22 protein-coding genes and 2 other annotated features are annotated in these 23198 nt (G+C 45.2%); all 22 genes read right to left on the minus strand.

The annotated features are described in order from the left end of the window. Positions 1-117: 117 nt before the first annotated feature. The gene (rpoC, locus tag AUL54_RS10070; RefSeq protein WP_016935905.1) at positions 118-3717 is read right to left on the minus strand and encodes a DNA-directed RNA polymerase subunit beta'; all 3600 of its coding nucleotides are present in this window, start codon (positions 3715-3717) and stop codon (positions 118-120) included. Positions 3718-3779: 62 nt separating this feature from the next. Further along, positions 3780-7361, minus strand: a complete 3582-nt coding sequence (gene rpoB, locus AUL54_RS10075; protein WP_003156440.1) for a DNA-directed RNA polymerase subunit beta — start codon at positions 7359-7361, stop codon at positions 3780-3782. 243 nt (positions 7362-7604) lie between these two features. Further along, the gene (locus AUL54_RS10080) at positions 7605-8210 is read right to left on the minus strand and encodes a class I SAM-dependent methyltransferase (protein WP_060963748.1); all 606 of its coding nucleotides are present in this window, start codon (positions 8208-8210) and stop codon (positions 7605-7607) included. A gap of 91 nt (positions 8211-8301) precedes the next feature. After that, positions 8302-8673, minus strand: coding sequence for a 50S ribosomal protein L7/L12 (rplL, locus tag AUL54_RS10085; RefSeq protein WP_045927006.1), 372 nt, complete (start codon positions 8671-8673; stop codon positions 8302-8304). Positions 8674-8714: 41 nt separating this feature from the next. Then, positions 8715-9215: a 50S ribosomal protein L10 gene (gene rplJ, locus AUL54_RS10090; protein WP_060963749.1), complete on the minus strand. Its 501-nt coding sequence runs from the start codon at positions 9213-9215 to the stop codon at positions 8715-8717. A 63-nt stretch (positions 9216-9278) separates the two neighbouring features. Further along, positions 9279-9421: a sequence feature (ribosomal protein L10 leader region), on the minus strand. A gap of 48 nt (positions 9422-9469) precedes the next feature. Further along, on the minus strand, positions 9470-10168 hold the full coding sequence (rplA, locus tag AUL54_RS10095; RefSeq protein WP_013350805.1) for a 50S ribosomal protein L1: 699 nt from the start codon (positions 10166-10168) through the stop codon (positions 9470-9472). Positions 10169-10262: 94 nt separating this feature from the next. Continuing rightward, positions 10263-10688: a 50S ribosomal protein L11 gene (rplK, locus tag AUL54_RS10100; protein WP_003156430.1), complete on the minus strand. Its 426-nt coding sequence runs from the start codon at positions 10686-10688 to the stop codon at positions 10263-10265. A 167-nt stretch (positions 10689-10855) separates the two neighbouring features. After that, a complete protein-coding gene (gene nusG / locus AUL54_RS10105) occupies positions 10856-11389 on the minus strand; it encodes a transcription termination/antitermination protein NusG (protein ID WP_003156423.1) in 534 nt (177 codons plus the stop codon). A gap of 164 nt (positions 11390-11553) precedes the next feature. Continuing rightward, a complete protein-coding gene (gene secE, locus AUL54_RS10110) occupies positions 11554-11733 on the minus strand; it encodes a preprotein translocase subunit SecE (protein ID WP_003156422.1) in 180 nt (59 codons plus the stop codon). Positions 11734-11765: 32 nt separating this feature from the next. Next, complete coding sequence (gene rpmG / locus AUL54_RS10115; RefSeq protein WP_003156421.1) at positions 11766-11915, minus strand: 50S ribosomal protein L33; 150 nt, start codon at positions 11913-11915, stop codon at positions 11766-11768. 89 nt (positions 11916-12004) lie between these two features. After that, complete coding sequence (sigH, locus tag AUL54_RS10120) at positions 12005-12661, minus strand: RNA polymerase sporulation sigma factor SigH (protein ID WP_003156415.1); 657 nt, start codon at positions 12659-12661, stop codon at positions 12005-12007. 62 nt (positions 12662-12723) lie between these two features. After that, complete coding sequence (gene rae1 / locus AUL54_RS10125; RefSeq protein ID WP_013350802.1) at positions 12724-13236, minus strand: ribosome-dependent mRNA decay endonuclease Rae1/YacP; 513 nt, start codon at positions 13234-13236, stop codon at positions 12724-12726. Positions 13237-13242: 6 nt separating this feature from the next. Then, positions 13243-13992 (minus strand): 23S rRNA (guanosine(2251)-2'-O)-methyltransferase RlmB, encoded by a 750-nt coding sequence (gene rlmB / locus AUL54_RS10130; RefSeq protein WP_060963750.1) that lies wholly within the window; start codon positions 13990-13992, stop codon positions 13243-13245. Beyond that, on the minus strand, positions 13976-14407 hold the full coding sequence (locus AUL54_RS10135) for a Mini-ribonuclease 3 (protein WP_016935909.1): 432 nt from the start codon (positions 14405-14407) through the stop codon (positions 13976-13978). The genes rlmB and AUL54_RS10135 overlap by 17 nt, the downstream gene beginning before the upstream one ends. A 4-nt stretch (positions 14408-14411) precedes the next feature. Further along, the gene (cysS, locus tag AUL54_RS10140; protein ID WP_013350799.1) at positions 14412-15812 is read right to left on the minus strand and encodes a cysteine--tRNA ligase; all 1401 of its coding nucleotides are present in this window, start codon (positions 15810-15812) and stop codon (positions 14412-14414) included. After that, entirely contained in the window at positions 15809-16462 is a 654-nt protein-coding gene (gene cysE / locus AUL54_RS10145; protein WP_007410393.1) for a serine O-acetyltransferase, read from the minus strand. The genes cysS and cysE overlap by 4 nt, the downstream gene beginning before the upstream one ends. A 74-nt stretch (positions 16463-16536) precedes the next feature. Then, positions 16537-16770 (minus strand) — a binding site (T-box leader). Positions 16771-16772: 2 nt separating this feature from the next. Further along, a complete protein-coding gene (gene gltX, locus AUL54_RS10150) occupies positions 16773-18224 on the minus strand; it encodes a glutamate--tRNA ligase (protein WP_060963751.1) in 1452 nt (483 codons plus the stop codon). 91 nt (positions 18225-18315) lie between these two features. After that, entirely contained in the window at positions 18316-18792 is a 477-nt protein-coding gene (gene ispF, locus AUL54_RS10155) for a 2-C-methyl-D-erythritol 2,4-cyclodiphosphate synthase (RefSeq protein WP_016935912.1), read from the minus strand. Next, the gene (gene ispD / locus AUL54_RS10160; protein ID WP_060965083.1) at positions 18785-19483 is read right to left on the minus strand and encodes a 2-C-methyl-D-erythritol 4-phosphate cytidylyltransferase; all 699 of its coding nucleotides are present in this window, start codon (positions 19481-19483) and stop codon (positions 18785-18787) included. Before ispD ends, ispF begins: the two co-directional genes overlap by 8 nt. Before the next feature lie 13 nt (positions 19484-19496). Then, positions 19497-20597: a PIN/TRAM domain-containing protein gene (locus AUL54_RS10165; RefSeq protein ID WP_016935914.1), complete on the minus strand. Its 1101-nt coding sequence runs from the start codon at positions 20595-20597 to the stop codon at positions 19497-19499. A 113-nt stretch (positions 20598-20710) separates the two neighbouring features. Continuing rightward, complete coding sequence (gene disA, locus AUL54_RS10170) at positions 20711-21793, minus strand: DNA integrity scanning diadenylate cyclase DisA (protein WP_003156401.1); 1083 nt, start codon at positions 21791-21793, stop codon at positions 20711-20713. 3 nt (positions 21794-21796) lie between these two features. Then, on the minus strand, positions 21797-23176 hold the full coding sequence (radA, locus tag AUL54_RS10175; RefSeq protein ID WP_060963752.1) for a DNA repair protein RadA: 1380 nt from the start codon (positions 23174-23176) through the stop codon (positions 21797-21799). Positions 23177-23198 lie beyond the last annotated feature (22 nt).

A 23198-nucleotide genomic window follows, 5' to 3' on the forward strand; every position in this document is an offset into this window, starting at 1 on the left:
ATCACTCTGCGAGACGGATGTCAACATCGTATGACATTTTTTAGTGCAGTCCGCCGCCAGAATAATTGTAATACTGAGGAAAAGCTGTCGAAACAGCCTTTCCTGCAGCAGTTTCTATTATTCAGCCGGAACCATATCTTCCGAAGGCTGAACGTTTGAAACAGGTTTTACTTTTCTGTAATTCATCATACCGGTACCGGCCGGAACCAGTTTACCGATGATAACATTTTCTTTCAGGCCGAGAAGCTCATCGCGCTTGCCTTTAATCGCAGCATCCGTAAGAACACGTGTTGTTTCTTGGAATGATGCGGCAGACAAGAATGAATCTGTCTCGAGTGAAGCTTTCGTGATACCGAGAAGGACAGGACGCCCTGTAGCAGGCCGGTTGCCTTCAAGCAGCACTTTTTTGTTCGCTTCTGTGAATTGGTGAATATCAAGCAATGTGCCAGGAAGAACATCAGTATCTCCGGCATCGATCACACGGACTTTGCGAAGCATCTGGCGAACCATTACTTCTACGTGTTTATCGCCGATTTCAACCCCCTGCATACGGTAAACCTTCTGAACCTCATGCAGAAGATATTCTTGAACCGTTGTCAGGTCAGTGACTTTAAGAAGTTCTTTCGGATCGATAGAACCTTCTGTCAGCACTTGACCGCGGGTAATCTGATCTCCCTCAGCCACTTTCAGGCGTGAGTTGTAAGGTGCTGTGTATGAACGTGTCTCAACAGCGCCTTGAACAACAATTTCCTGCTGTTTGTCGCGGACTTCATTGATTTCGGCAATTGTACCGTCAATCTCAGAAATTGTCGCTTGACCTTTAGGATTACGCGCTTCGAAAAGCTCTTGGATACGCGGAAGACCTTGTGTGATATCGTCTCCGGCAACCCCGCCTGTGTGGAACGTACGCATTGTTAACTGTGTTCCAGGCTCACCGATAGATTGGGCAGCGATAATACCTACTGCTTCGCCGACTTCAACATCAGTTCCGGTTGCAAGGTTTCGTCCATAGCATCGTTTACATACACCATGAGGAGTGTTACATGTGAACGCGGAACGGATCCACACTTCTTCGATTCCGGCTTCAACGATTTCCAGCGCTTTATCTTCATCGATCAATTCGTTTTCGTTAATGAGCACAGCACCCGTCTCAGGATGTTTGATCTGTTTTCTGGCGAAACGTCCGATCAGACGCTCTTCCAGACGCTCGATGATTTCCGTGCCCTCTTTAAGCGGTTTTGCAAGAATACCGCGGTCAGTTCCGCAATCTGTTTCACGAATGATAACATCCTGCGCAACATCAACAAGACGGCGTGTAAGGTAACCTGAGTCAGCTGTTTTCAGGGCGGTATCGGCAAGACCTTTACGCGCACCGTGAGTGGAGATAAAGTACTCCAATACCGTCAGACCTTCACGGAAACTTGATTTGATAGGCAATTCAATGATTCGTCCAGCCGGGTTGGCCATCAGACCGCGCATACCCGCAAGCTGCGTAAAGTTAGATGCGTTACCACGGGCTCCTGAGTCACTCATCATGTAGATCGGGTTGACTTCGTCTAATGATTTCATCAGTTTGCCTTGGATAACATCTTTCGCTGAACTCCAAATTGAAATGACTCTTTCATATCGTTCTTCTTCGGTGATTAAACCGCGTCTGAACTGTTTCAAGACATTATCAACTTTGCTTTGTGCTTCTTCGAGGATTTCCTGCTTATCATCGAGAACGACGATATCAGAAACCCCTACCGTGATACCGGCTTTCGTTGAATATCTGAAACCGAGGTTTTTCATGCGGTCAAGCATCTTAGACGTTTCCGTGATATGGAATCGTTTAAAGATTTCCGCGATGATTTTACCCAAAATACCTTTTTTAAACGGTGCGTTGATCGGCTGCTCTGCAATCACAGCTTTTACGTCAGCACCTTTATCTAAGAAGAAACGGTCAGGCGTTTTCTCTTCAATGTTGCTCTTCGTAGGTTCATTCATGTAAGGGAATGACTCAGGAAGAATTTCATTGAAGACCAACTTACCGACTGTTGTAATTAACAGTTTTGAACGCTGCTCATCCGTAAATGTCACATTCTTCAGGGAGTTCGCTGCAACAGCTACTCTCGTATGAAGGTGGACATAACCGTTTTGATAAGCAAGAAGCGCTTCATCCGTATTTTTGAAGACCATACCCTCGCCGACTGCTCCGGCGCGCTCAAGTGTCAGGTAGTAGTTTCCTAATACCATATCCTGAGACGGCGTAACAACCGGTTTACCATCTTTAGGGTTCAAGATGTTTTGGGCCGCAAGCATCAGAATGCGGGCTTCAGCTTGAGCCTCAGCTGATAAAGGTACGTGAACCGCCATTTGGTCACCGTCAAAGTCAGCGTTATAAGCTGTACATACTAACGGGTGAAGACGGATGGCGCGTCCTTCAACAAGCGTAGGTTCGAAAGCCTGGATACCTAATCTGTGAAGCGTAGGGGCACGGTTCAGTAAGACCGGATGCTCCTTAATGACAGATTCAAGTACATCCCATACTTCTGGCTGCACGCGTTCGATTTTGCGTTTTGCGCTCTTGATGTTGTGAGCAAGACCTTTTTCAACAAGCTCTTTCATAACGAATGGCTTGAAGAGCTCAAGCGCCATTTCCTTCGGCAATCCGCACTGATACATTTTCAGATGCGGACCTACGACGATAACGGAACGTCCTGAGTAGTCTACACGTTTACCAAGAAGGTTTTGACGGAAACGTCCTTGTTTCCCTTTCAGCATGTGAGAAAGAGATTTTAACGGTCTGTTACCAGGGCCTGTTACAGGACGTCCGCGGCGGCCGTTGTCAATTAAAGCATCGACAGCCTCTTGAAGCATACGTTTTTCGTTCTGAACGATGATGCTTGGCGCACCAAGGTCCAAAAGGCGTTTCAAACGGTTGTTACGGTTGATGACACGACGGTAAAGGTCATTCAGGTCAGATGTTGCGAAACGTCCGCCGTCAAGCTGAACCATCGGTCTTAATTCAGGCGGAATAACCGGAAGCACATCGAGAATCATCCAAGACGGCTTGTTTCCTGAATTACGGAAGGCTTCAAGCACTTCAAGGCGTTTGATCGCACGTGTGCGGCGCTGGCCTTGAGAAGTTTTCAGCTCTTCTTTTAACATATCAACTTCTTTGACAAGGTCGATGTCCTGCAGAAGTTTATTAATGGCTTCCGCACCCATAGAGGCTTGGAATTTGTTTCCGTACTTATCCAGATACGCACGGTATTCCTTTTCGGATAAAAGCTGTTTCTTTTCGAGCGGTGTATTGGCCGGGTCAGTTACGACGTAAGAAGCAAAATAGATGACTTCTTCCAACGCACGCGGTGACATATCCAATACAAGACCCATACGGCTCGGAATACCTTTGAAATACCAAATGTGAGAAACCGGGGCAGCCAGTTCAATATGCCCCATTCTCTCACGACGGACTTTAGCCCGCGTTACTTCAACTCCGCAACGGTCACAAACTACGCCTTTATAACGAACCCGCTTGTACTTGCCGCAATGACATTCCCAGTCCTTAGTCGGTCCGAAAATGCGTTCGCAGAACAGGCCGTCCTTTTCAGGTTTCAATGTACGATAGTTTATCGTTTCAGGCTTTTTCACTTCACCAAAAGACCATGAACGGATTTTATCCGGTGAAGCAAGACCGATGTTCATATACTCAAAATTGTTCACATCTAGCAAGGGGCCTACCTCCCTTTTTATCTTCGGATTAACCGATGTCACTTGCCTTTATCAATCACAGACTATTCTTTCGTTACTGCGTCACGTTCAACGTCTGGAGATGCTGTTTCTTCCGGCGCTTCATCACCTGATAATGCAAGGCCGTCAGCTTGTTTCGCATCTTCCTCGTCTTCTAGATCTCTCATTTCTATTTCTTCTTCATCGCCTGAAAGGATTTTCACGTCCATACCTAAGCTTTGAAGCTCTTTGATCAATACTTTGAATGATTCCGGAACACCAGGCTCTGGAACATTGTCGCCTTTGACGATGGCTTCATATGTTTTCACACGTCCGACCACGTCATCGGACTTCACAGTCAGGATTTCTTGAAGCGTGTAAGCTGCGCCGTAAGCTTCAAGCGCCCAAACCTCCATCTCACCGAAACGCTGTCCGCCGAATTGGGCTTTACCGCCGAGAGGCTGCTGCGTAACAAGTGAGTAAGGACCTGTAGAACGGGCATGAAGTTTATCATCAACCATGTGTGCCAGTTTGATCATGTACATGATTCCGACAGATACACGGTTGTCGAACGGTTCTCCCGTACGGCCGTCATAAAGCACTGTTTTAGCGTCTCTTGACATGCCTGCTTCTTCAAGTGTTTCCCACACATCTTCTTCACGCGCGCCGTCAAATACAGGTGACGCGATGTGAATGCCGAGGTAGCGGGCAGCCATACCCATGTGAAGTTCTAATACCTGACCGATATTCATACGTGATGGTACACCCAGCGGGTTAAGCATGATATCGATTGGCGTGCCGTCAGGAAGGTAAGGCATATCTTCTTCAGGAAGAATCTTCGAGATAACCCCTTTGTTTCCGTGACGTCCGGCCATTTTATCACCTTCAGAAATCTTACGTTTCTGAACGATATATACGCGTACAAGCTGGTTCACTCCCGGAGGAAGTTCGTCTCCGTCTTCACGGTTGAAGACTTTTACGTCGTGGATAATTCCGCCGCCGCCATGAGGCACACGGAGAGAAGTATCACGGACTTCACGCGCTTTTTCTCCAAAGATCGCATGCAGAAGGCGTTCTTCAGCCGTAAGCTCAGTTACACCTTTAGGCGTTACTTTACCTACGAGAAGGTCTCCGTCGTTGACTTCCGCGCCGATACGGATAATTCCGCGGTCATCAAGGTTGCGAAGCGCGTCTTCCCCTACGTTTGGAATATCGCGGGTGATCTCTTCCGGTCCAAGCTTTGTATCACGTGCTTCTGATTCATATTCTTCAATGTGAATAGATGTGTATACATCATCTTTCACAAGGCGTTCACTCATGATGATGGCATCCTCATAGTTGTAACCATCCCATGTCATGAAGCCGACCATTACGTTGCGGCCGAGAGCAAGTTCACCAAGCTCCATTGAAGGGCCGTCAGCAAGGATTTCTCCTTTTACTACTTCATCGCCGACACTGACGATCGGACGCTGATTGTAGCACGTACCTTGGTTGGAGCGGACAAATTTCAGCAAGCTGTACTTATCCAGGTTGCCTTTTACTTTTTGGCCGTCAATTTCTTCATAGCGGCGCACCCATACGTTTTTCGCTTCCACCCGTTCAACGATACCAGGGTGTTTACAAATAACGGCTGCACCGGAGTCTTTACCGGATACGTATTCCATACCCGTTCCGACGATCGGAGCTTCCGGCTGCATCAAAGGCACAGCCTGACGCTGCATGTTCGCTCCCATGAGGGCGCGGTTCGAGTCATCGTTTTCCAAGAACGGAATACATGCTGTCGCAGCAGATACAACCTGCTTAGGAGATACGTCCATGTAATCCACGCGGTTGCGGGCTACAACGGTGTTTTCCCCTCTGAAACGGGCTACGATGCTGTCATCCAAGAAAGAACCGTCATCGCTCAGCTTAGCGTTCGCTTGGGCTACGACATAGTTATCCTCTTCATCAGCAGTCAAGTAGTCGATTCTAGGCGTTACTTTTCCTGTTTCAGGATCAACGCGGCGGTATGGCGTCTCAATGAAACCAAAGCGGTTTACTTTCGCAAATGATGACAATGAGTTAATCAAACCGATGTTCGGGCCCTCAGGCGTTTCAATCGGACACATACGGCCGTAGTGAGAGTAGTGAACGTCACGTACTTCCATACCTGCACGCTCACGCGTCAAACCGCCCGGTCCAAGAGCTGACAGACGGCGTTTGTGCGTCAATTCAGCAAGCGGGTTCGTCTGATCCATGAATTGAGAAAGCTGTGAGCTTCCGAAGAACTCTTTAATAGACGCAATAACAGGTCTGATGTTAATCAGCTGCTGCGGCGTGATTGTATTTGTGTCTTGAATAGACATTCTTTCACGTACGACACGTTCCATCCGGCTTAAACCGATACGGAATTGGTTTTGCAGGAGCTCACCTACAGAACGCAGGCGTCGGTTTCCGAGATGGTCGATATCATCAGTGTCGCCCACTCCGTGCAAGAGGTTGAAGAAGTAGCTGATAGAAGAAATAATATCAGCAGGCGTAATGTTTTTAATCGCCTCTTCAATGTAAGCATTGCCGATCACATTGATCGTCTGCTCTCCTTCTGCATCAGTAGGAGCATAGATTTTAATGGATTGAAGCATCACTTCATCCTCGACAACGCCGCCGTTAGGATAAAGTTTTCTGAAGCCGATTCCATTTTCTAAGTATGGCAGTACTTTATCAAGTGTTCTTCTGTCAAGAATCTGCCCTTTTTCAGCGAGGATTTCACCTGTTTCAGGATCCACCAGTGTTTCTGCAAGGCGCTGGTTAAACAGACGGTTCTTGATATGAAGCTTTTTATTAATTTTATAGCGTCCTACATTCGCAAGGTCGTATCGCTTAGGATCAAAGAAACGGGAATCCAGCAAACTTTTTGCGTTTTCTACTGTAGGCGGCTCTCCCGGACGAAGGCGCTCATAGATTTCAAGAAGCGCTTTGTCACTGTTTTCAGTGTTGTCCTTATCCAGTGTATTGCGGAGATATTCGTTCTCACCAATGAGATCGAGAATCTCTTGATCGGAACCGAAGCCGAGAGCACGCAAAAGAACCGTAACCGGCAACTTACGTGTGCGATCAATGCGGACATACACAACATCTTTCGCATCAGTTTCGTATTCTAACCATGCGCCACGGTTTGGAATGACAGTCGCGGTAAAACCTTTTTTACCGTTTTTGTCTACTTTACCACTGAAATATACACTTGGAGACCGAACAAGCTGAGATACGATAACACGTTCTGCACCGTTGATGATAAAAGTACCGGTATCTGTCATAATAGGGAAATCACCCATGAAGACATCCTGGTCTTTTACCTCTCCAGTTTCTTTGTTAATTAAACGAACCTTCACTCTCAGCGGAGCTGAGTAAGTCACATCACGTTCTTTTGACTCTTCAACGGGATACTTAGGATCTCCTAAACTGTAGTCAATGAACTCAAGAGAGAGGTTACCAGTGAAATCCTCAATTGGTGATATGTCTTGAAACATCTCTCTAAGACCCTCATCAAGAAACCACTGATAAGAAGAGGTTTGAATTTCAATGAGATTTGGTAATTCTAACACTTCGCTAATGCGAGCATAGCTTCTGCGCTGGCGGTGTCGTCCATACTGAACTAGTTGACCTGTCAACTGATTCACCCCTCAAATCATGCGTATTATATGTGTAATAAGCATCTCTTACGATAAAGAAATACTTTTACAAGACAAAAGAAAAAAGGGTTTCTAATTAAGAAAACCACATCCAAAAACAAATACCGATTTTATTAGCATTTCCATGTTTGTATAATTTATACATGCACTATGATTATTCAGCATATCATGCAAAATATATACATTGGCATTTTACAATATTAACATAGCTGAAAATTCAAGTCAAACTTTTTTTGCTTTTATGATATAATAGCCTTTCTTTTTTTGAACGACGGAAACTTCGTCAAAAAGCTCCTTCAGTTTTTCAATGGCAGAAGGCCCGCCCTGTTTTTTCTGTATAACGATCCACAACTCACCTGAAGCCCTTAAATGCTCAGCGCTTTTTTCAAAAATGGCATGGACAACTTTTTTTCCGGCGCGGATTGGGGGGTTTGTAATAATAGAAGCAAATGTTTGAGCAGAATCAATATTTGAAAATAAATCACTCTGATAAATCCGAACGTTTTTTATTCCGTTTTTTTCTGCATTTTCATTTGACAGCTCTACGGCTCTTTCATTCACGTCAATCATGTGCACGGTCCGGTCTGTAAATTCACCGGCGAGCGACAGACCGATCGGGCCGTAGCCGCAGCCTGCATCCAGGAAGTCACCATCAACTTCAGGCTCTTCAAACGCTTCAATTAAGACACGCGAACCGAAATCAACTTCCTTTTTTGAGAAAACGCCGCTGTCACTTGTGAATGTATAAGATCTGTCCCGAAGTGTAAATGACCATGTCTGTTTATCGCTTTTGACTGAAGGTTTTTCTGAATAATAGTGTTCACTCATTATTAGAACCTCCTTTTTTAATGGCGCTTAAAGAAAAGCAAAGAAAAAGCCCGCCTCATAAAAGCGAGCTTCCCCTACAGGCAAGTGAAGATTACTTAACTTCTACAGAAGCGCCAACTTCTTCAAGTTTAGCTTTAAGCTCTTCAGCTTCTTCTTTCGCAATACCTTCTTTAAGTGGTTTTGGAGTGTTGTCAACAAGTTCTTTAGCTTCTTTCAAGCCAAGACCAGTGATTTCACGAACAACTTTGATAACTTTGATTTTCTGAGCACCTGCACCAGCAAGGATAAGGTCGAATTCGCTTTGCTCTTCAGCAGCGCCGCCAGCAGCAGCTCCGCCAGCTACAGCTACAGGAGCAGCAGCAGTTACGCCAAATTCTTCTTCGATTGCTTTTACTAGGTCGTTCAATTCAAGTACAGTTGCTTCTTTAACGGAAGCAATGATTTCTTCGATATTTAAAGCCATTTGAAATTCCTCCATTTGTTTTATTTTAGGGTAAAATCAGATTAAGCGCCTTGTTCTTCCTTTTGATCTGCAACTGCTTTAGCTGCAAGTGCAAGGTTGCGAACTGGAGCTTGAAGTACGCTAAGCAACATAGAAAGTAAGCCATCGCGTGAAGGAAGTTCAGCAAGAGCTTTCACTTCTTCAACAGAAGATACTTTACCTTCGATAACGCCCGCTTTGATTTCCAGAGCTTCGTGATTTTTCGCGAACTCGTTAAGAACTTTCGCCGGAGCGACAACATCTTCAGTACTGAATGCGATCGCATTCGGTCCAGTTAAGACATCATTCAAACCATCAAATTCAGCTTGTTCAACCGCACGGCGAGTCATTGTGTTTTTGTACACTTTGAACTCTACGTTAGCTTCGCGAAGCTGTTTACGGAGTTCAGTTACTTCAGAAACGTTAAGTCCGCGGTAGTCAACGATGATCGTTGATTTGCTTTCTTTCAGTTTAGAAGCAATCTCTTCAACAACAACTTTTTTTGTATCAATTGCGCTGCTCATGGTTACACCTCCTGTAGATTTTGTGTAACACTTATACCGCTAGGTGATCACGACTGTGACGACGATTTCATATAAAAAGCCTCCATGTGGACATGGAGGCTGTATATACAAGCATACGTAACGTAATAGCTGTGATATATATACACCTCGGCAGGATATTAAGCCTCAGCGGCCCCTGCTGTCTACGGTATAAATGACATATTATATTTTACAACATTTTGAATCATATCAGAATGCTGATCTAAAGTCAAATATTATTTTACGTTGAAAGTAGAAGCGTCTACTTTGACACCAGGGCCCATAGTAGAAGTAACGGCAACGTTTTTCACGTAAACACCTTTAGCCGCAGCCGGTTTTGCTTTCAGGATTGTATCATACATTGTTGTGAAGTTCTCAACAAGTTTTTCATCCTCGAAAGAAACTTTTCCGATCGGAACATGGATGTTACCAGCTTTATCAACGCGGTATTCAACTTTACCAGCTTTGATTTCGCCGATTGCTTTTTCTACTTCGAATGTAACAGTTCCTGTTTTAGGGTTTGGCATAAGACCTTTTGGTCCGAGCACACGGCCGATTTTACCGACTTCACCCATCATGTCAGGAGTCGCAACGATTACATCGAAATCGAACCAGCCCTGCTGGATTTTCGTGATGTAATCAGAATCGCCGACATAGTCTGCACCGGCAGCTTCAGCTTCTTTCGCTTTTTCGCCTTTAGCGAATACAAGCACGCGCTGAGTTTTACCAGTTCCGTTAGGAAGAACGACTGCTCCGCGGATTTGCTGATCGTTTTTACGAGGGTCAACCCCTAAACGGAAAGCAACTTCAACTGTAGCGTCGAATTTAGCTGTGTTTGTTTTTTTAGTAAGCGCCACTGCTTCAGCGACGTCGTAAGCTTTTGCACGGTCTACAAGCTTCGCAGCTTCAACGTACTTTTTACCTTTTTTAGCCATTTTAAAATTTCCTCCTTATGTGGTTATAGCGGAATAACCTCCCACGAATAAGGGTTGCGAACTTGTGAAAACTCGCAACCCGACAAGAAACAAATTAATCCTCGATAACGATACCCATACTGCGGGCAGTACCTTCAACCATGCGCATTGCCGCTTCAACGTCTGCTGCGTTTAAGTCAGGCATTTTCGTTTCAGCGATTTCGCGAACCTTATCGCGCTTAACGGTTGCCACTTTATTACGGTTTGGTTCACCAGAACCAGACTCAATTCCAGCTGCTTTTTTAAGCAATACTGCAGCAGGTGGAGTTTTTGTAATAAATGTAAATGAACGGTCTTCGTAAACCGAAATTTCAACAGGAATGATTAAACCAGCTTGGTCAGCTGTACGAGCGTTAAACTCCTTACAGAATCCCATGATATTTACACCGGCTTGACCTAGTGCAGGTCCAACTGGCGGCGCTGGGTTAGCTTTTCCAGCAGGAATTTGCAATTTTACAACTTTTACTACTTTTTTAGCCACGAGACACACCTCCTTAAGTCCGTGATGTGGTAATAGGGTAAACCCTCCCACTCAAGGTTTCATTCTTTATATGAATGACGAAATATCAAGCTAGCTGCCTTGGATTAGTCCAAGACGTACCTTTGCTATATTATCATTAATATATAGCAATTTCAAGTTTTTTCACATTACAATTTGTCGATCTGGGTAAATTCCAGTTCAACCGGCGTTTCACGGCCGAACATGTTAACGAATACCTTCACTTTGCTCTTATCATAATCAATCTCTTCAATTGATCCTGTAAAGTTGGCGAATGGCCCGTCTATGACTTTGACTGTCTCATTCAATTCAAAATCAATGTCGGTTTTCCGCTCATCCATGCCCATCCGTTTTAAAATAGTTTCCGCTTCGCCAGGAAGAAGCGGAGTCGGCTTTGAGCCTGAACCGGCTGATCCGACGAAACCGGTAACGCCCGGCGTGTTGCGGACCACATACCAAGAATCATCAGTCATGACGATTTCAACAAGCACATAACCCGGGAACACTTTCTTTTTGACTACTTTTTTCTTGCCGTTCTTAATATCAGTCTCTTCTTCTTCAGGAACGACCACGCGGAAAATTTTATCCTGCATTCCCATTGATTCCACACGTTTTTCAAGGTTTGCTTTTACTTTGTTTTCATAACCGGAATACGTATGAACAACATACCAATTCTTTTCCATTCTATCAGGACTCTGCAGTCCTTCCCTCCCCGCATTTAAAAATGAAGTGTAAAACAAAAAATAGGCTCAGAGCCTATGAATCCTTTTTTCAACACAATAAAAAACCCGCTGAACGGGTTTTGGCAAACGATATTATGATCTATTATAGCACGTATTGCTGATCATTATTCAACTATTAAACGAATTAATTGAGAAATTCCTGTATCAAGGAGGGCAAAAAAGATAACAAAAAAGATAACCGTTGAAATCACCGTGATCGTATAGCGCGTTAACTCTTTGCCTTTAGGCCAGCTAACCTTTTTCATTTCTTTCCCAACATCTTTAAAGAAACTCATCATGCGCATGTAAAAGACCTCCACAATTTAAAAAGCAAACACTATTTTGTTTCTAAATGAGCTGTATGTGAATTGCAAGTGCTGCAGTACTTCTTAACTTCTAACCGCTCAGCCGCTGATGCAGAGCTTTTCATTGTCGTATAATTACGATTTCCGCATGTTTTGCATGCCAGCGTAATCTTTTTTCTCATGTCGATACACCTTTTCCTAAATAGACATTCATTTATCTTAATAAAATAGCACAGTCAGAAAAATTCTGTCAATATGACATAGAAACCCGCTACAGGCTGATTTCTCTTATTTCTAAATACTTCTCAAGCTTGCGCTTCACGCGCTGCAGGGCATTATCAATTGATTTTACGTGTCGGTTTAAGTCATCTGAAATTTCTTGGTAACTTCTTCCGTCCAAGTACAAAACAAGCACCTTTCTCTCCAGATCACTCAGCAGTTCTCCCATTTTCATCTCAATATCATCGAATTCTTCCTGATTAATAATCATTTCTTCAGGGTTTAACGTTTTTGCGCCCGAAATGACATCAAGCAGTGTTCTGTCTGATTCTTCATCAAAAATTGGCTTGTCTAAAGAAACATAAGAATTTAAAGGAATGTGTTTCTGACGGGTAGCTGTCTTTATTGCGGTAATAATCTGGCGGGTAATGCATAATTCTGCAAAAGCTTTAAATGAAGTAAGCTTGTCCTCCCTAAAGTCTCGGATAGACTTATATAAGCCTATCATCCCTTCCTGTACAATATCTTCTCTGTCAGCCCCTATTAAAAAATAAGACCTGGCTTTCGCCCGTACAAAATTACGGTACTTCGTAATCAAGTAATCTAACGCATCACTATCCCCAACATGAACCTTTTCAATGACCTGCTCGTCCTCCAACTGGCAAAACTGCACTTTGTTGAATTTTCCCTTGCTGTTCTGTAGATTCACTGCGATCCCCCCGGCGCACGTAGATAGAAATATTATACATTAATGGGCGAAAAAGCGTCAACCTAATCCAGGCCGCCGCGCCGCCACTTTTCAAACGTTTTCAAAACCTCTTCGGACAGTTCGATTTTACCCGGGGGTTTTTCGGAAGTGATCTTTGAAACCCGTCTTTGAATCCGGCGTTCTATCGCATCCACTTCCCTCAGCAGCTCCCGGGCGGATTTGCGGAGAGCCCCTTGTCCGAAAATCGCCCACTGCTCCGTGTAATCAGAGGTTGCGACATGAATCTGTGTCGCGATATTATTCAGCGCCTGTGCAAGCTTCTCAATTCGCTCATCCGCCGTTTCATTCTCCCGTGTGAAAATCACTTCGACTCTGTGATTCGTGTGTTTTTTCTCTATGCCTTTTACCAGATGTGCGTCAAACACCACAATGACTTTGATTCCCGTGTACGACTGATACTCCGCCATCTTCTGAATCAGCACATCTCTCGCTTCTTCAAAACTGTTCGCTTTTAAATCCTTTAGCTGCGGCCAAGCTCCGATCATGTTGTATCCGTCTACTAATAGGATGTCCATTTGTCTTTATTCCCCTAAAGGATTGCGTTTCCGGTAGACTTCATACATCAGAAGGCCGGCCGCTACCGATGCATTCAGAGACGTGACTTTTCCGGCCATCGGAAGTTTAATGAGAAAATCACATTTCTCTTTCACAAGACGGCCCATTCCTTTGCCTTCGCTTCCGATAACGAGCGCCAAAGGCATTTTGCCGTCCATAGCGCGGTAGTCTTCCCGGGCGGATGCATCCGTTCCCACGATCCAAATGCCCCGCTCCTTCATCTCATCAAGTGTCCGGGCAAGATTGGTCACCTTCACGACGGGAATATGTTCAATGGCACCGGTCGATGCTTTTGCGACTGTTGAAGTCAGCCCGACCGCTCTGCGTTTCGGAATCACGATGCCGTGCGCGCCGACAGCGTCAGCCGTTCTCATGATAGAACCGAGATTATGAGGGTCTTCCAGCTCGTCCAATATGAGAAAGAAAGGCTGTTCGTTTCTCTGTTCCGCTCTTTTATATAATTCGTCTAATTGTGCATATTCATATGCCGCCACCTGGGCGACAACTCCCTGATGCTGCCCCTCCACCATCTGATCGAGTTTTTTTCTCGGCACAAATTGAATGGTGACGCCGCGCTTTTTAGCAAGTTCCATCACTTGCTGCGCCTGTCCTTTTACCGTGTTTTCCGCCATCCATAACTTATAGAGTTTGCGATCCGACTTTAACGTCTCAATTACCGCGTTTTTTCCTATGACGTAATCATGTTGCTGACTCATTTGTTTTCCTCCCTGACGTCCCGACTTGTATAGCTTCTGTAATCAGCTGATTCAGTCTTTCTTCTCTTTTCTCAAGAAAAAGATATCCGAGCAAAGCCTCAAAAGCTGTACTATGGCGGTACGTCTGTACATCTGTGTTTTTAGGCGTCGTCCCTGATTTCGCGTTTCTTCCTCTTCTCACCACGGCTTCCTCTTCCTCCGTGAAAAAGGATTCTTCCTGTAGGCGGAACAGAATGTCTGCCTGTGATTTTGCCGATACGATCCGGCTCGCCTTCTTATGAAGGTCATTCGGTTTCGTATGGCCCTGCTTAAGCAGGTGATGCCGGACATATATTTCAAAAATGGCATCACCCATATAAGCGAGCGCAAGACCGTTTAACTGCTTTGAATCTTTGATTTGTTCAAATTGAAGCATCCGCTTACTCTCCCCGCTTCCAGCGAGTTCCCTGAGCTGTATCTTCAAGAATGATATTCATGCTTTTCAGCTGATCGCGAATCTGGTCTGACAAAGCAAAATCGCGATTGCGGCGGGCTTCATTTCTCTTCTCGATCAATTCTTCAATCTCTTCATCGACAAGCTCTTCTTCGCCGAGCGTAAGTCCGAGAACGGATCCGATTCGGTCAAACATGCTGATGAAGGCTTTAATGACGTGATCCGCCGTATTGTCCTCCTGCATGTAGTAGTTGGCAAGCTTCGCCAAATCAAACCAGACAGAAATCGCATTCGCCGTATTAAAATCATCATCCATCGCTTCTTCAAATGCAGTGCGGTGCTCTTCGATTTTAGCGAGCCATTCATCATCATTGTCAGTCAGATTCGTGCTGCTAATCAAACGATGGTTTAAATTACTGTAGGCCGTCTTCAGGCGGTTAAATGCGTTTTTTGTTTTCTCAAGCAGCTCTTCCGAATAGTTGATCGGATGGCGGTAATGAACGGACAGCATGAAAAATCTCAAAAGCTGCGGGTCATACTGCTTAATGATATCGTGCACCAAAACAAAGTTGCCGAGCGATTTTGACATTTTTTCATTATCTATATTGATGTAACCGTTGTGAAGCCAGTATTTTGCGAATGTCTTGCCTGTTAATGCTTCAGATTGGGCGATTTCGTTCTCATGGTGCGGGAATGTCAGGTCCTGACCGCCGGCATGAATATCGATTTCGTCACCCAAATATTTTTTCACCATTGCGGAGCATTCAATGTGCCAGCCCGGGCGGCCTTTTCCCCAAGGGCTATCCCATGAAATTTCTCCGTCTTTGGCGGCTTTCCAAAGAGCAAAGTCCAGCGCATCCTCTTTCTTCTCACCGACACGGATACGGGCGCCCGATCTGAGTTCATCAATTGATTGCTGTGAAAGCTTGCCGTAGCCTTCGAAGGCTCTTGTTTTGAAATAGACGTCGCCTTCCGATTCATAAGCATAGCCTTTTTTAATCAGCTCGCTGACAAATTCAATAATGGCGTCCATGTTCTCCATGACTCTAGGGTGAAGGTCCGCTTTCCGGCATCCGAGGGCGCCCACATCTTCAAAATAAGCTTTAATAAACCGCTCAGAAACGGTCGGAACGTCCTCGCCGAGCTCATTAGCCGCCTTAATCAATTTGTCATCAACATCTGTAAAATTCGATACGTATTGAACATCGTATCCCTTATACTCCAAATAGTTGCGTACGGTATCATACACAATCGCCGGACGGGCGTTTCCGATATGAATATAGTTGTATACAGTCGGTCCGCACACGTACATTTTTACTTTTCCTTCCTCAAGAGGAACGAATGTTTCCTTTTTCCGTGTCAATGTATTATAAAGTGTAATGGTCATTTTTGGTTGATCCTTTCTTTTTTATCTTCCAGTTCAGCCTGCAGCTCAAAAATCTGCTGCTCCAATGCTCTTAACCGGTCAGCAACCGGATCGGGCAAGTCTTGGTGATTGAGATCGCGTTTGATCTTTCTTCCGTTCTGAATGACGACTTTTCCAGGTATGCCGACAACGGTTGAAAAGTCGGGAACATCACGCAGCACAACGGAGCCGGCACCTACTTTAGAGCCTTGCCCGACTGTTATAGAGCCGAGCACCTTCGCCCCCGTTGCAATTAAAGCATCATCTTTAATGGTCGGATGCCGCTTTCCCTTTTCTTTTCCCGTTCCCCCGAGAGTGACACCTTGGAATACCGTCACGTTATTGCCGATTTCACATGTTTCCCCTATGACGACCCCCATACCGTGATCAATGAAAAACCTTCTCCCGATGGTCGCGCCGGGATGGATTTCAATTCCGGTAAAGAAACGGGCAATCTGTGATATCAGGCGCGCAAGGAAGAAAAATCTCCGTTTATATAAAGCATGTGCAATCCGATGCGCCCATATAGCATGTAAACCAGAATAAGTTAAAACAACTTCAAAATAGCTTCTTGCTGCCGGATCTTGATCGAACACTGTATCTATGTCTTCTTTTAGCATTTTAAAAAACACATGCTTCCCCCCATTCTCTCCCCGCTCCAGTCTGTTTTTCCGCCTATAAAAAAAGCGCCTCTGCATGTAAACATGACAGAGACGCTTTTACCGCGCGGTTCCACTCTGTTTGAAAAACAAAACGATGTTTTCCCAACTTTAAAGCCGGTAACGGCGGCGGCCGCCTTTAAATACTGATTTCCGCAGAAATGTTCTTCAAAGGTCTTAAGGGCGCACTTCTAAAACATAACGCATGAATCTCTCTCAGCCGATGAAGATTCTTTCTGTAATGGTCATTGTTTTATACTCTTCCCTGTCAACAATCGTATATTCAAATGCTTTTCAGGCGTTTTACGGCTGTTTCTCTGCCGATCAGCTCAATAGCCTGCGGAAGCTCCGGACCGTGCGTCTGGCCGGTAACCGCTACACGAATCGGCATGAACAGCTTTTTGCCTTTATGGCCTGTTTCTTTCTGAACGGCTTTAATTGAGGCTTTGATCTGCTCTGGCGTGAATTCTTCAAGCTCTTCAAGCTTCGCAGCAAATACACTGAGCACTTCAGGCACCTGTTCTTCTGCCAGAACGGCTTTTGCCTCTTGATTATACTCGATCTCATCCTTAAAGAACAAATCAGTCAGCTCGACAATTTCAGCACCGTAGCTCAATTGCTCATGGTAAAGAGAGATTAACTTACGCACCCATTCCTGCTCTTCAGCAGAAAGCTCAGTGCCGACTTTTCCTGCTTTTTGCAGGTGAGGCAGGGTCAGTTCAACAACTTGATCAAGATCCAGCGCTTTGACATATTGGTTGTTGACCCATTTCAGTTTATGCATATCAAACAGAGCCGGTGACTTAGATAAACGATTCACATCAAAAATTTCAATAAATTGTTCTCTTGTGAAGAGCTCTTCTTCACCGACAGGAGACCAGCCGAGAAGTCCGATAAAGTTAAACAGCGCTTCAGGCAGGTAACCCAGCTCATCATACTGCTCAATAAACTGGATAATTGATTCATCACGTTTACTTAATTTTTTGCGGCTTTCATTCACGATAAGCGTCATATGTCCGAATTCAGGAATATCCCAGCCGAACGCCTGGAAAATCATGATTTGTTTCGGTGTATTTGAAATATGGTCCTCACCGCGGAGCACGTGCGTCATTTTCATTAGGTAATCGTCAATTGCGACAGCAAAGTTATACGTCGGTGTACCGTCTTTTTTAACGATGACGAAGTCGCCGATACCGTCTGATTCAAAAGAAATCTCGCCTTTTACGATATCGTTAAAAGTGATGATTTTCCCTTCCGGCACGCGGAAACGGATGCTCGGCTGTCTTCCTTCGGCTAAAAACTGCTCCTGCTCTTCCTGAGTCAGGTTTCTGTGTTTGCCTGAATAGCGCGGCATTTCCCCGCGGGCGATCTGCTCTTCACGTTCTTTCTCAAGTTCTTCTTCCGTACAGAAACATTTATAAGCAAGCCCTTTCTCAAGAAGCGCTTCATAATACTCTTTGTAAATGTCATTTCGTTCAGACTGGCGGTACGGGCCGTATTCTCCGCCGACATCCACACTTTCATCCCAGTCTATGCCGAGCCATTTCAGATAGTTAAGCTGGCTTTGCTCCCCGCCTTCGATATTTCGCTTTTTGTCCGTATCCTCAATCCGGATAATAAACTTTCCGCCTTGGCTGCGGGCAAATAAATAGTTAAAAAGCGCCGTTCTGGCGTTACCGATATGCAAATGTCCGGTCGGACTCGGTGCATAGCGGACGCGTACTTCATTTCCCATGTTCAAATACTTCCTTTCATCTCATCTGTAGCCTCTAGCCGAATATATGTATCTATTCTACCACCAAATAGACCGGGCATCAAAATAATGATCAGGCTTTTTGGATCAGAACGGTCGCCTGAGCGGCAATTCCTTCGGCTCTTCCGGTAAACCCGAGCTTTTCTGTCGTTGTTGCTTTTACATTTACTTGAGAGACGTCTGCCTCAAGGCCTTCCGCTATTCGTTTTCTCATCGCATCAATATGCGGCGCCATTTTCGGCTTTTGCGCAATAATCGTGCAGTCTATATTTCCGAGTACGTACCCTTTTTCTTTGACAATGTTCCAGACATGCTGAAGCAGCTTAAAAGAATCCGCATCCTTGAATTCCGGATCAGTATCCGGGAAATGCTTGCCGATATCTCCTTCACCCACCGCTCCGAGGCACGCATCTGCAACCGTGTGCAGCAATACATCCGCATCGGAATGCCCGAGCAGCCCTTTTTCATAAGGAATTTCAATTCCGCCGATGATGAGAGGACGGCCTTCCGTTAGTTGATGCACGTCAAATCCTTGTCCGATTCTAAACATTATGATTCCCACTTTCCGCTTTCATGATTGCTTCCGCTGATATCAAATCATCCGGCGTTGTCAGCTTAATATTGGTATAACTGCCTTCAACGATACTCACCTGATATCCATCAAGACGCTCGACGAGACTGGCATCATCCGTACCTAAGAAGCCTTTGTTTTCCGCTTCCCTATGCGCCTTTTTCAATAAAGAAAGACGAAAAGCCTGCGGCGTTTGAACGGCCCACAAGCTTGAACGGTCAAAGGTCTCCGCGACCCGGGAGCCTTCCGCCCGTTTTATCGTGTCTTTCACAGGAACAGCCAGGACAGCCGCTCCCGTCTCTTCTGCTGTTTCAACGAGTTTATCGATATGCTGATGCGTGACAAACGGTCGCGCCCCGTCATGAACAAGGACGACGGACTCCTTATTAATCACTTTCAGTCCTTCATATACACTATGCTGACGCTCCGCTCCGCCGGTGACAAGCTCAATTTCCGCTTTAACCGGAAACTGGGCAAGCAGCTGACGAAAATCTTCCCGTTCACTCTCGTTTATCACCAGGATTATTTTCTGACAAGGTGCGTGGCTTTCAAAAACCCGCAGTGTGTGTATAATAACAGGCGCACCCTTTAAGCCGATGAACAGCTTATTTTTCCCGGCCTTCATCCGTTTCCCTTGTCCGGCAGCCGGAATGACTACGACATACTCCATCATTAACTCCCTCTTAAAGAGCCTTCTCAAGCAGCTTAGGCTTGGCAAAAATCATTCGCCCCGCCGCTGTCTGCAGCACGCTGGTTACGAGCACATCAATATGTTTCCCTATATAATTGCGGCCTTCTTCCACAACGATCATTGTTCCGTCATCCAAGTAAGCCACACCTTGATTATGCTCTTTCCCGTCCTTAATCACCTGCACATTCATTTCTTCACCCGGGAGCACAACCGGCTTCACCGCGTTTGCAAGGTCATTAATATTCAGTACCGCAACCTTCTGAAGCTCACATACTTTATTTAAATTAAAATCATTCGTCACAACGACACCGGATGTCAGCTTCGCAAGTTTGACAAGCTTGCTGTCAACCTCTTGAATGTCTTCGAAGTCGCCTTCATAAATTTCAACCGTAATATCCAGTTCCTTTTGAATGCGATTCAAAATATCCAGTCCGCGGCGTCCTCTGTTGCGTTTTAAAACATCTGAAGAATCAGCGATATGCTGTAATTCCTCAAGCACAAATTGAGGAATGACAATGACTCCTTCTAAAAAGCCCGTCTGACAAATATCTGCAATTCTCCCATCAATAATAACACTTGTATCCAAGATTTTCAGCCTTTTCTCCTGCTCCTCTTGCTCCTCATCCGCACTTCCCTTTTTCTTCTGCATTCTTGCAGAAATGGAGAACAGACCGATCAGTTCATCCTTTTTCTTAAATCCGACCTGGAAGCCCAGATAACCGAGAAAGAAAGCCAAAAAGACCGGGATGATGGTGCTGAATATACGGTACGGAATATTGTCCAGCGGAATCACGTTTACAATGAGATATGCGATGATAAGTCCAAAAACCAATCCGAGACTTCCGAATAACAGATCCGGCACCGGAGCTCTCAGCAAAGAATCTTCAATCCATTTCACCCAATTAATCACATATTCTGTCGTCCATATACTGATGAGAAAAAAGATAATAGCACCAATTGCAGCAGACGTATATGCGTTTGTTATTAAAGGTATGTCCTGTATATTTGACAGTACAAACAATTCAGGTATTAAAAAGATACCGACAACGCCGCCCACAATAATGAAGAACGCCTGAACTATTCGTTTTAACATACCTCCACCTCCTTTTAAGTAACATTTTTCAGCAGGCTGTCAAAGCCTACAAATATCAGAATAAACAAAAACTAACAATAATATACCCGGATTCTGACAGGTTTAAGCGATACTTAAAGCTGTCTATCTATATAGTGTTTTTCTTGAAGACGTTTTAAACCTTTTTTGATTTTTTGAGCGCGCACCTCGCCGATGCCTTCCACATCATCCAGCTCTTCAACAGTGGCTTCCGTTATGCTTGGCAAAAATCCGAACGCCTCAACCACATTTTCAACAATCGGCATCGGCAGACGCGGAATTTTATTCAGCAGTCTGTACCCTCTCGGCAGCACATAATCATCAAGGTTGGTAGAAGCGGGATATCCAAGCAGCTTAAACAGAATGGAATCATCAAGCAGATCGTAGCTGGACATATCCTGAAGCTCTTTTAACAGCACGAACGGATCTTTGATTTTTTCTTTTACATAGTCTTTGATGAAAAGAGCCGCTTCTTCTTCCATATCTGTAATCAGTTCAATCACCTGCAGACGGATTAAGTGGCCTTCCGTTCCGAGTTCTTTAATATACATGTTGATTTCATTTTTTATACGGAGCACCATTTCATAGCGGTGCATAACGGACAGCACGTCACTGAATGTCACGAGCTCCTCAAACTCTAAAGCGTTTAAAGCCGTAATCGTTTTGTCTAAAATGGTTTTATACTTCTCTAGCGTTTGAATGGCCTGGTTTGCTTTTGTTAAAATAAATCCTATGTCCTTCAGTGTGTATTTCATACTGTCCTGGTATAACGTAATGACATTTCTGCGTTCAGAAATGGCGATGACGAGACAGCCGGTCTGCTTCGCCACCCGTTCCGCCGTACGGTGCCTCATTCCCGTTTCTGAAGAAGAAATGGTCGCTTCCGGCATAAGCTGTGTATTCGCATAAAGAATTTTCTGACCGGAATCACTTAAAATAATGGCACCGTCCATTTTGGCCAGCTCGTATAGGTGAGCGGGCGCAAATGATGTATTAATATGAAAACCGCCATCCACGACTTGCTTTACCTTATCATTGTATCCGACAACAATCAGGCCGCCCGTATTTGCCCGAAGTACATTCTCTATCCCGGCTCTGAGCGGCGTGCCCGGTGCAACGAACTGCAGAATTGCAGACAGGTCAAGCTCTTGTTTCGCCCCTTTTTTCTCTTTTTCCATCTATTATGATCCTCCTAATGAAGTACGAAGCGCTTCTGCAACATTTGCTACTCCGACAACCTCAATCCCTTTTGGTATTGTCCATCCGCCTGCATTCGCCTCAGGTATGACCATACGCTTGAAGCCGAGTTTCGCCGCTTCTTTTACGCGCTGTTCGATTCTTGACACCCTGCGGACTTCTCCTGTCAGACCCACTTCACCGATAAAGCAATCTGCAGGATTCGGCGGTGTATCTCTGAAGCTTGAAGCAATGCTGACGGCTACTGCCAAATCAATCGCCGGTTCATCCAGTTTGACCCCGCCGGCGACTTTTAAGTACGCATCTTGATTCTGAAGCAATAGCCCCACCCGCTTCTCAAGCACAGCCATGATTAACGACACCCTGTTGTGGTCAATCCCTGTAGCCATGCGGCGCGGGTTTCCAAAGCTGGTCGGTGATATGAGCGCCTGAATTTCAACCAGAATCGGTCTCGTTCCTTCCATTGACGCAACGATACTCGAACCCGAAGCCCCGGCAGAACGCTCCTCCAAGAAAATTTCCGAAGGGTTCAGCACTTCTGTAAGCCCCTCTTCCCGCATTTCAAAGATGCCCATTTCATTTGTTGAGCCGAAACGGTTTTTTACAGCCCGCAAAATACGGAATGTATGGTGCCGCTCTCCTTCAAAGTATAGAACGGTATCGACCATATGCTCAAGCAATCTCGGCCCAGCGATCGATCCTTCTTTTGTGACGTGTCCGACGATAAAAATCGGAATGCCGTTTGTTTTCGCGATTTTCATCAATTCAGCCGTACACTCTCTTACTTGTGATACACTGCCGGGAGCTGAGGTGATGTCGCTTTGGTAAACGGTCTGAATGGAGTCTACAACAACAAATGCGGGATTCATCTCTTGTATAGCAGACGAAATATACTCCATATCGGTTTCAGATAAAACATGTAACAATTGGCTGTTGATTCCAAGCCTGTCGGCGCGCAGCTTCGTTTGCTTCACGGATTCCTCCCCGGAAATGTAAAGCACGCTGCCGGCCGTGTCTGCTAATTGTGCGGATACTTGAAGAAGGAGCGTTGATTTCCCGATGCCGGGGTCGCCGCCGATTAATACTAACGAGCCCTTCACAACGCCGCCGCCAAGCACTCTGTTGAATTCTTCGAGCTTGGTGTGAACACGGGGTTCTTCTGATGTTTCAATTGATGTAATGGGTGATGGTTTCTGGACGGTTTGAACGGAGTGGGAGAAAGCCGCCCGCCGATTCGCCGGCTCTTTTTTGACGGTTTCTTCCACCATTGTATTCCAAGCCCCGCAGCCCGGGCATTTCCCCATCCATTTTGCGGATTCATAACCGCATGAGTGGCAGATGAATTTTGTTTTTGATTTAGCCATATATGCTGTAAGACCTCTTCCT

This window comes from Bacillus sp. SDLI1 (assembly GCF_001553895.1).
GTDB classification, from domain to species: Bacteria; Bacillota; Bacilli; order Bacillales; family Bacillaceae; genus Bacillus; species Bacillus siamensis.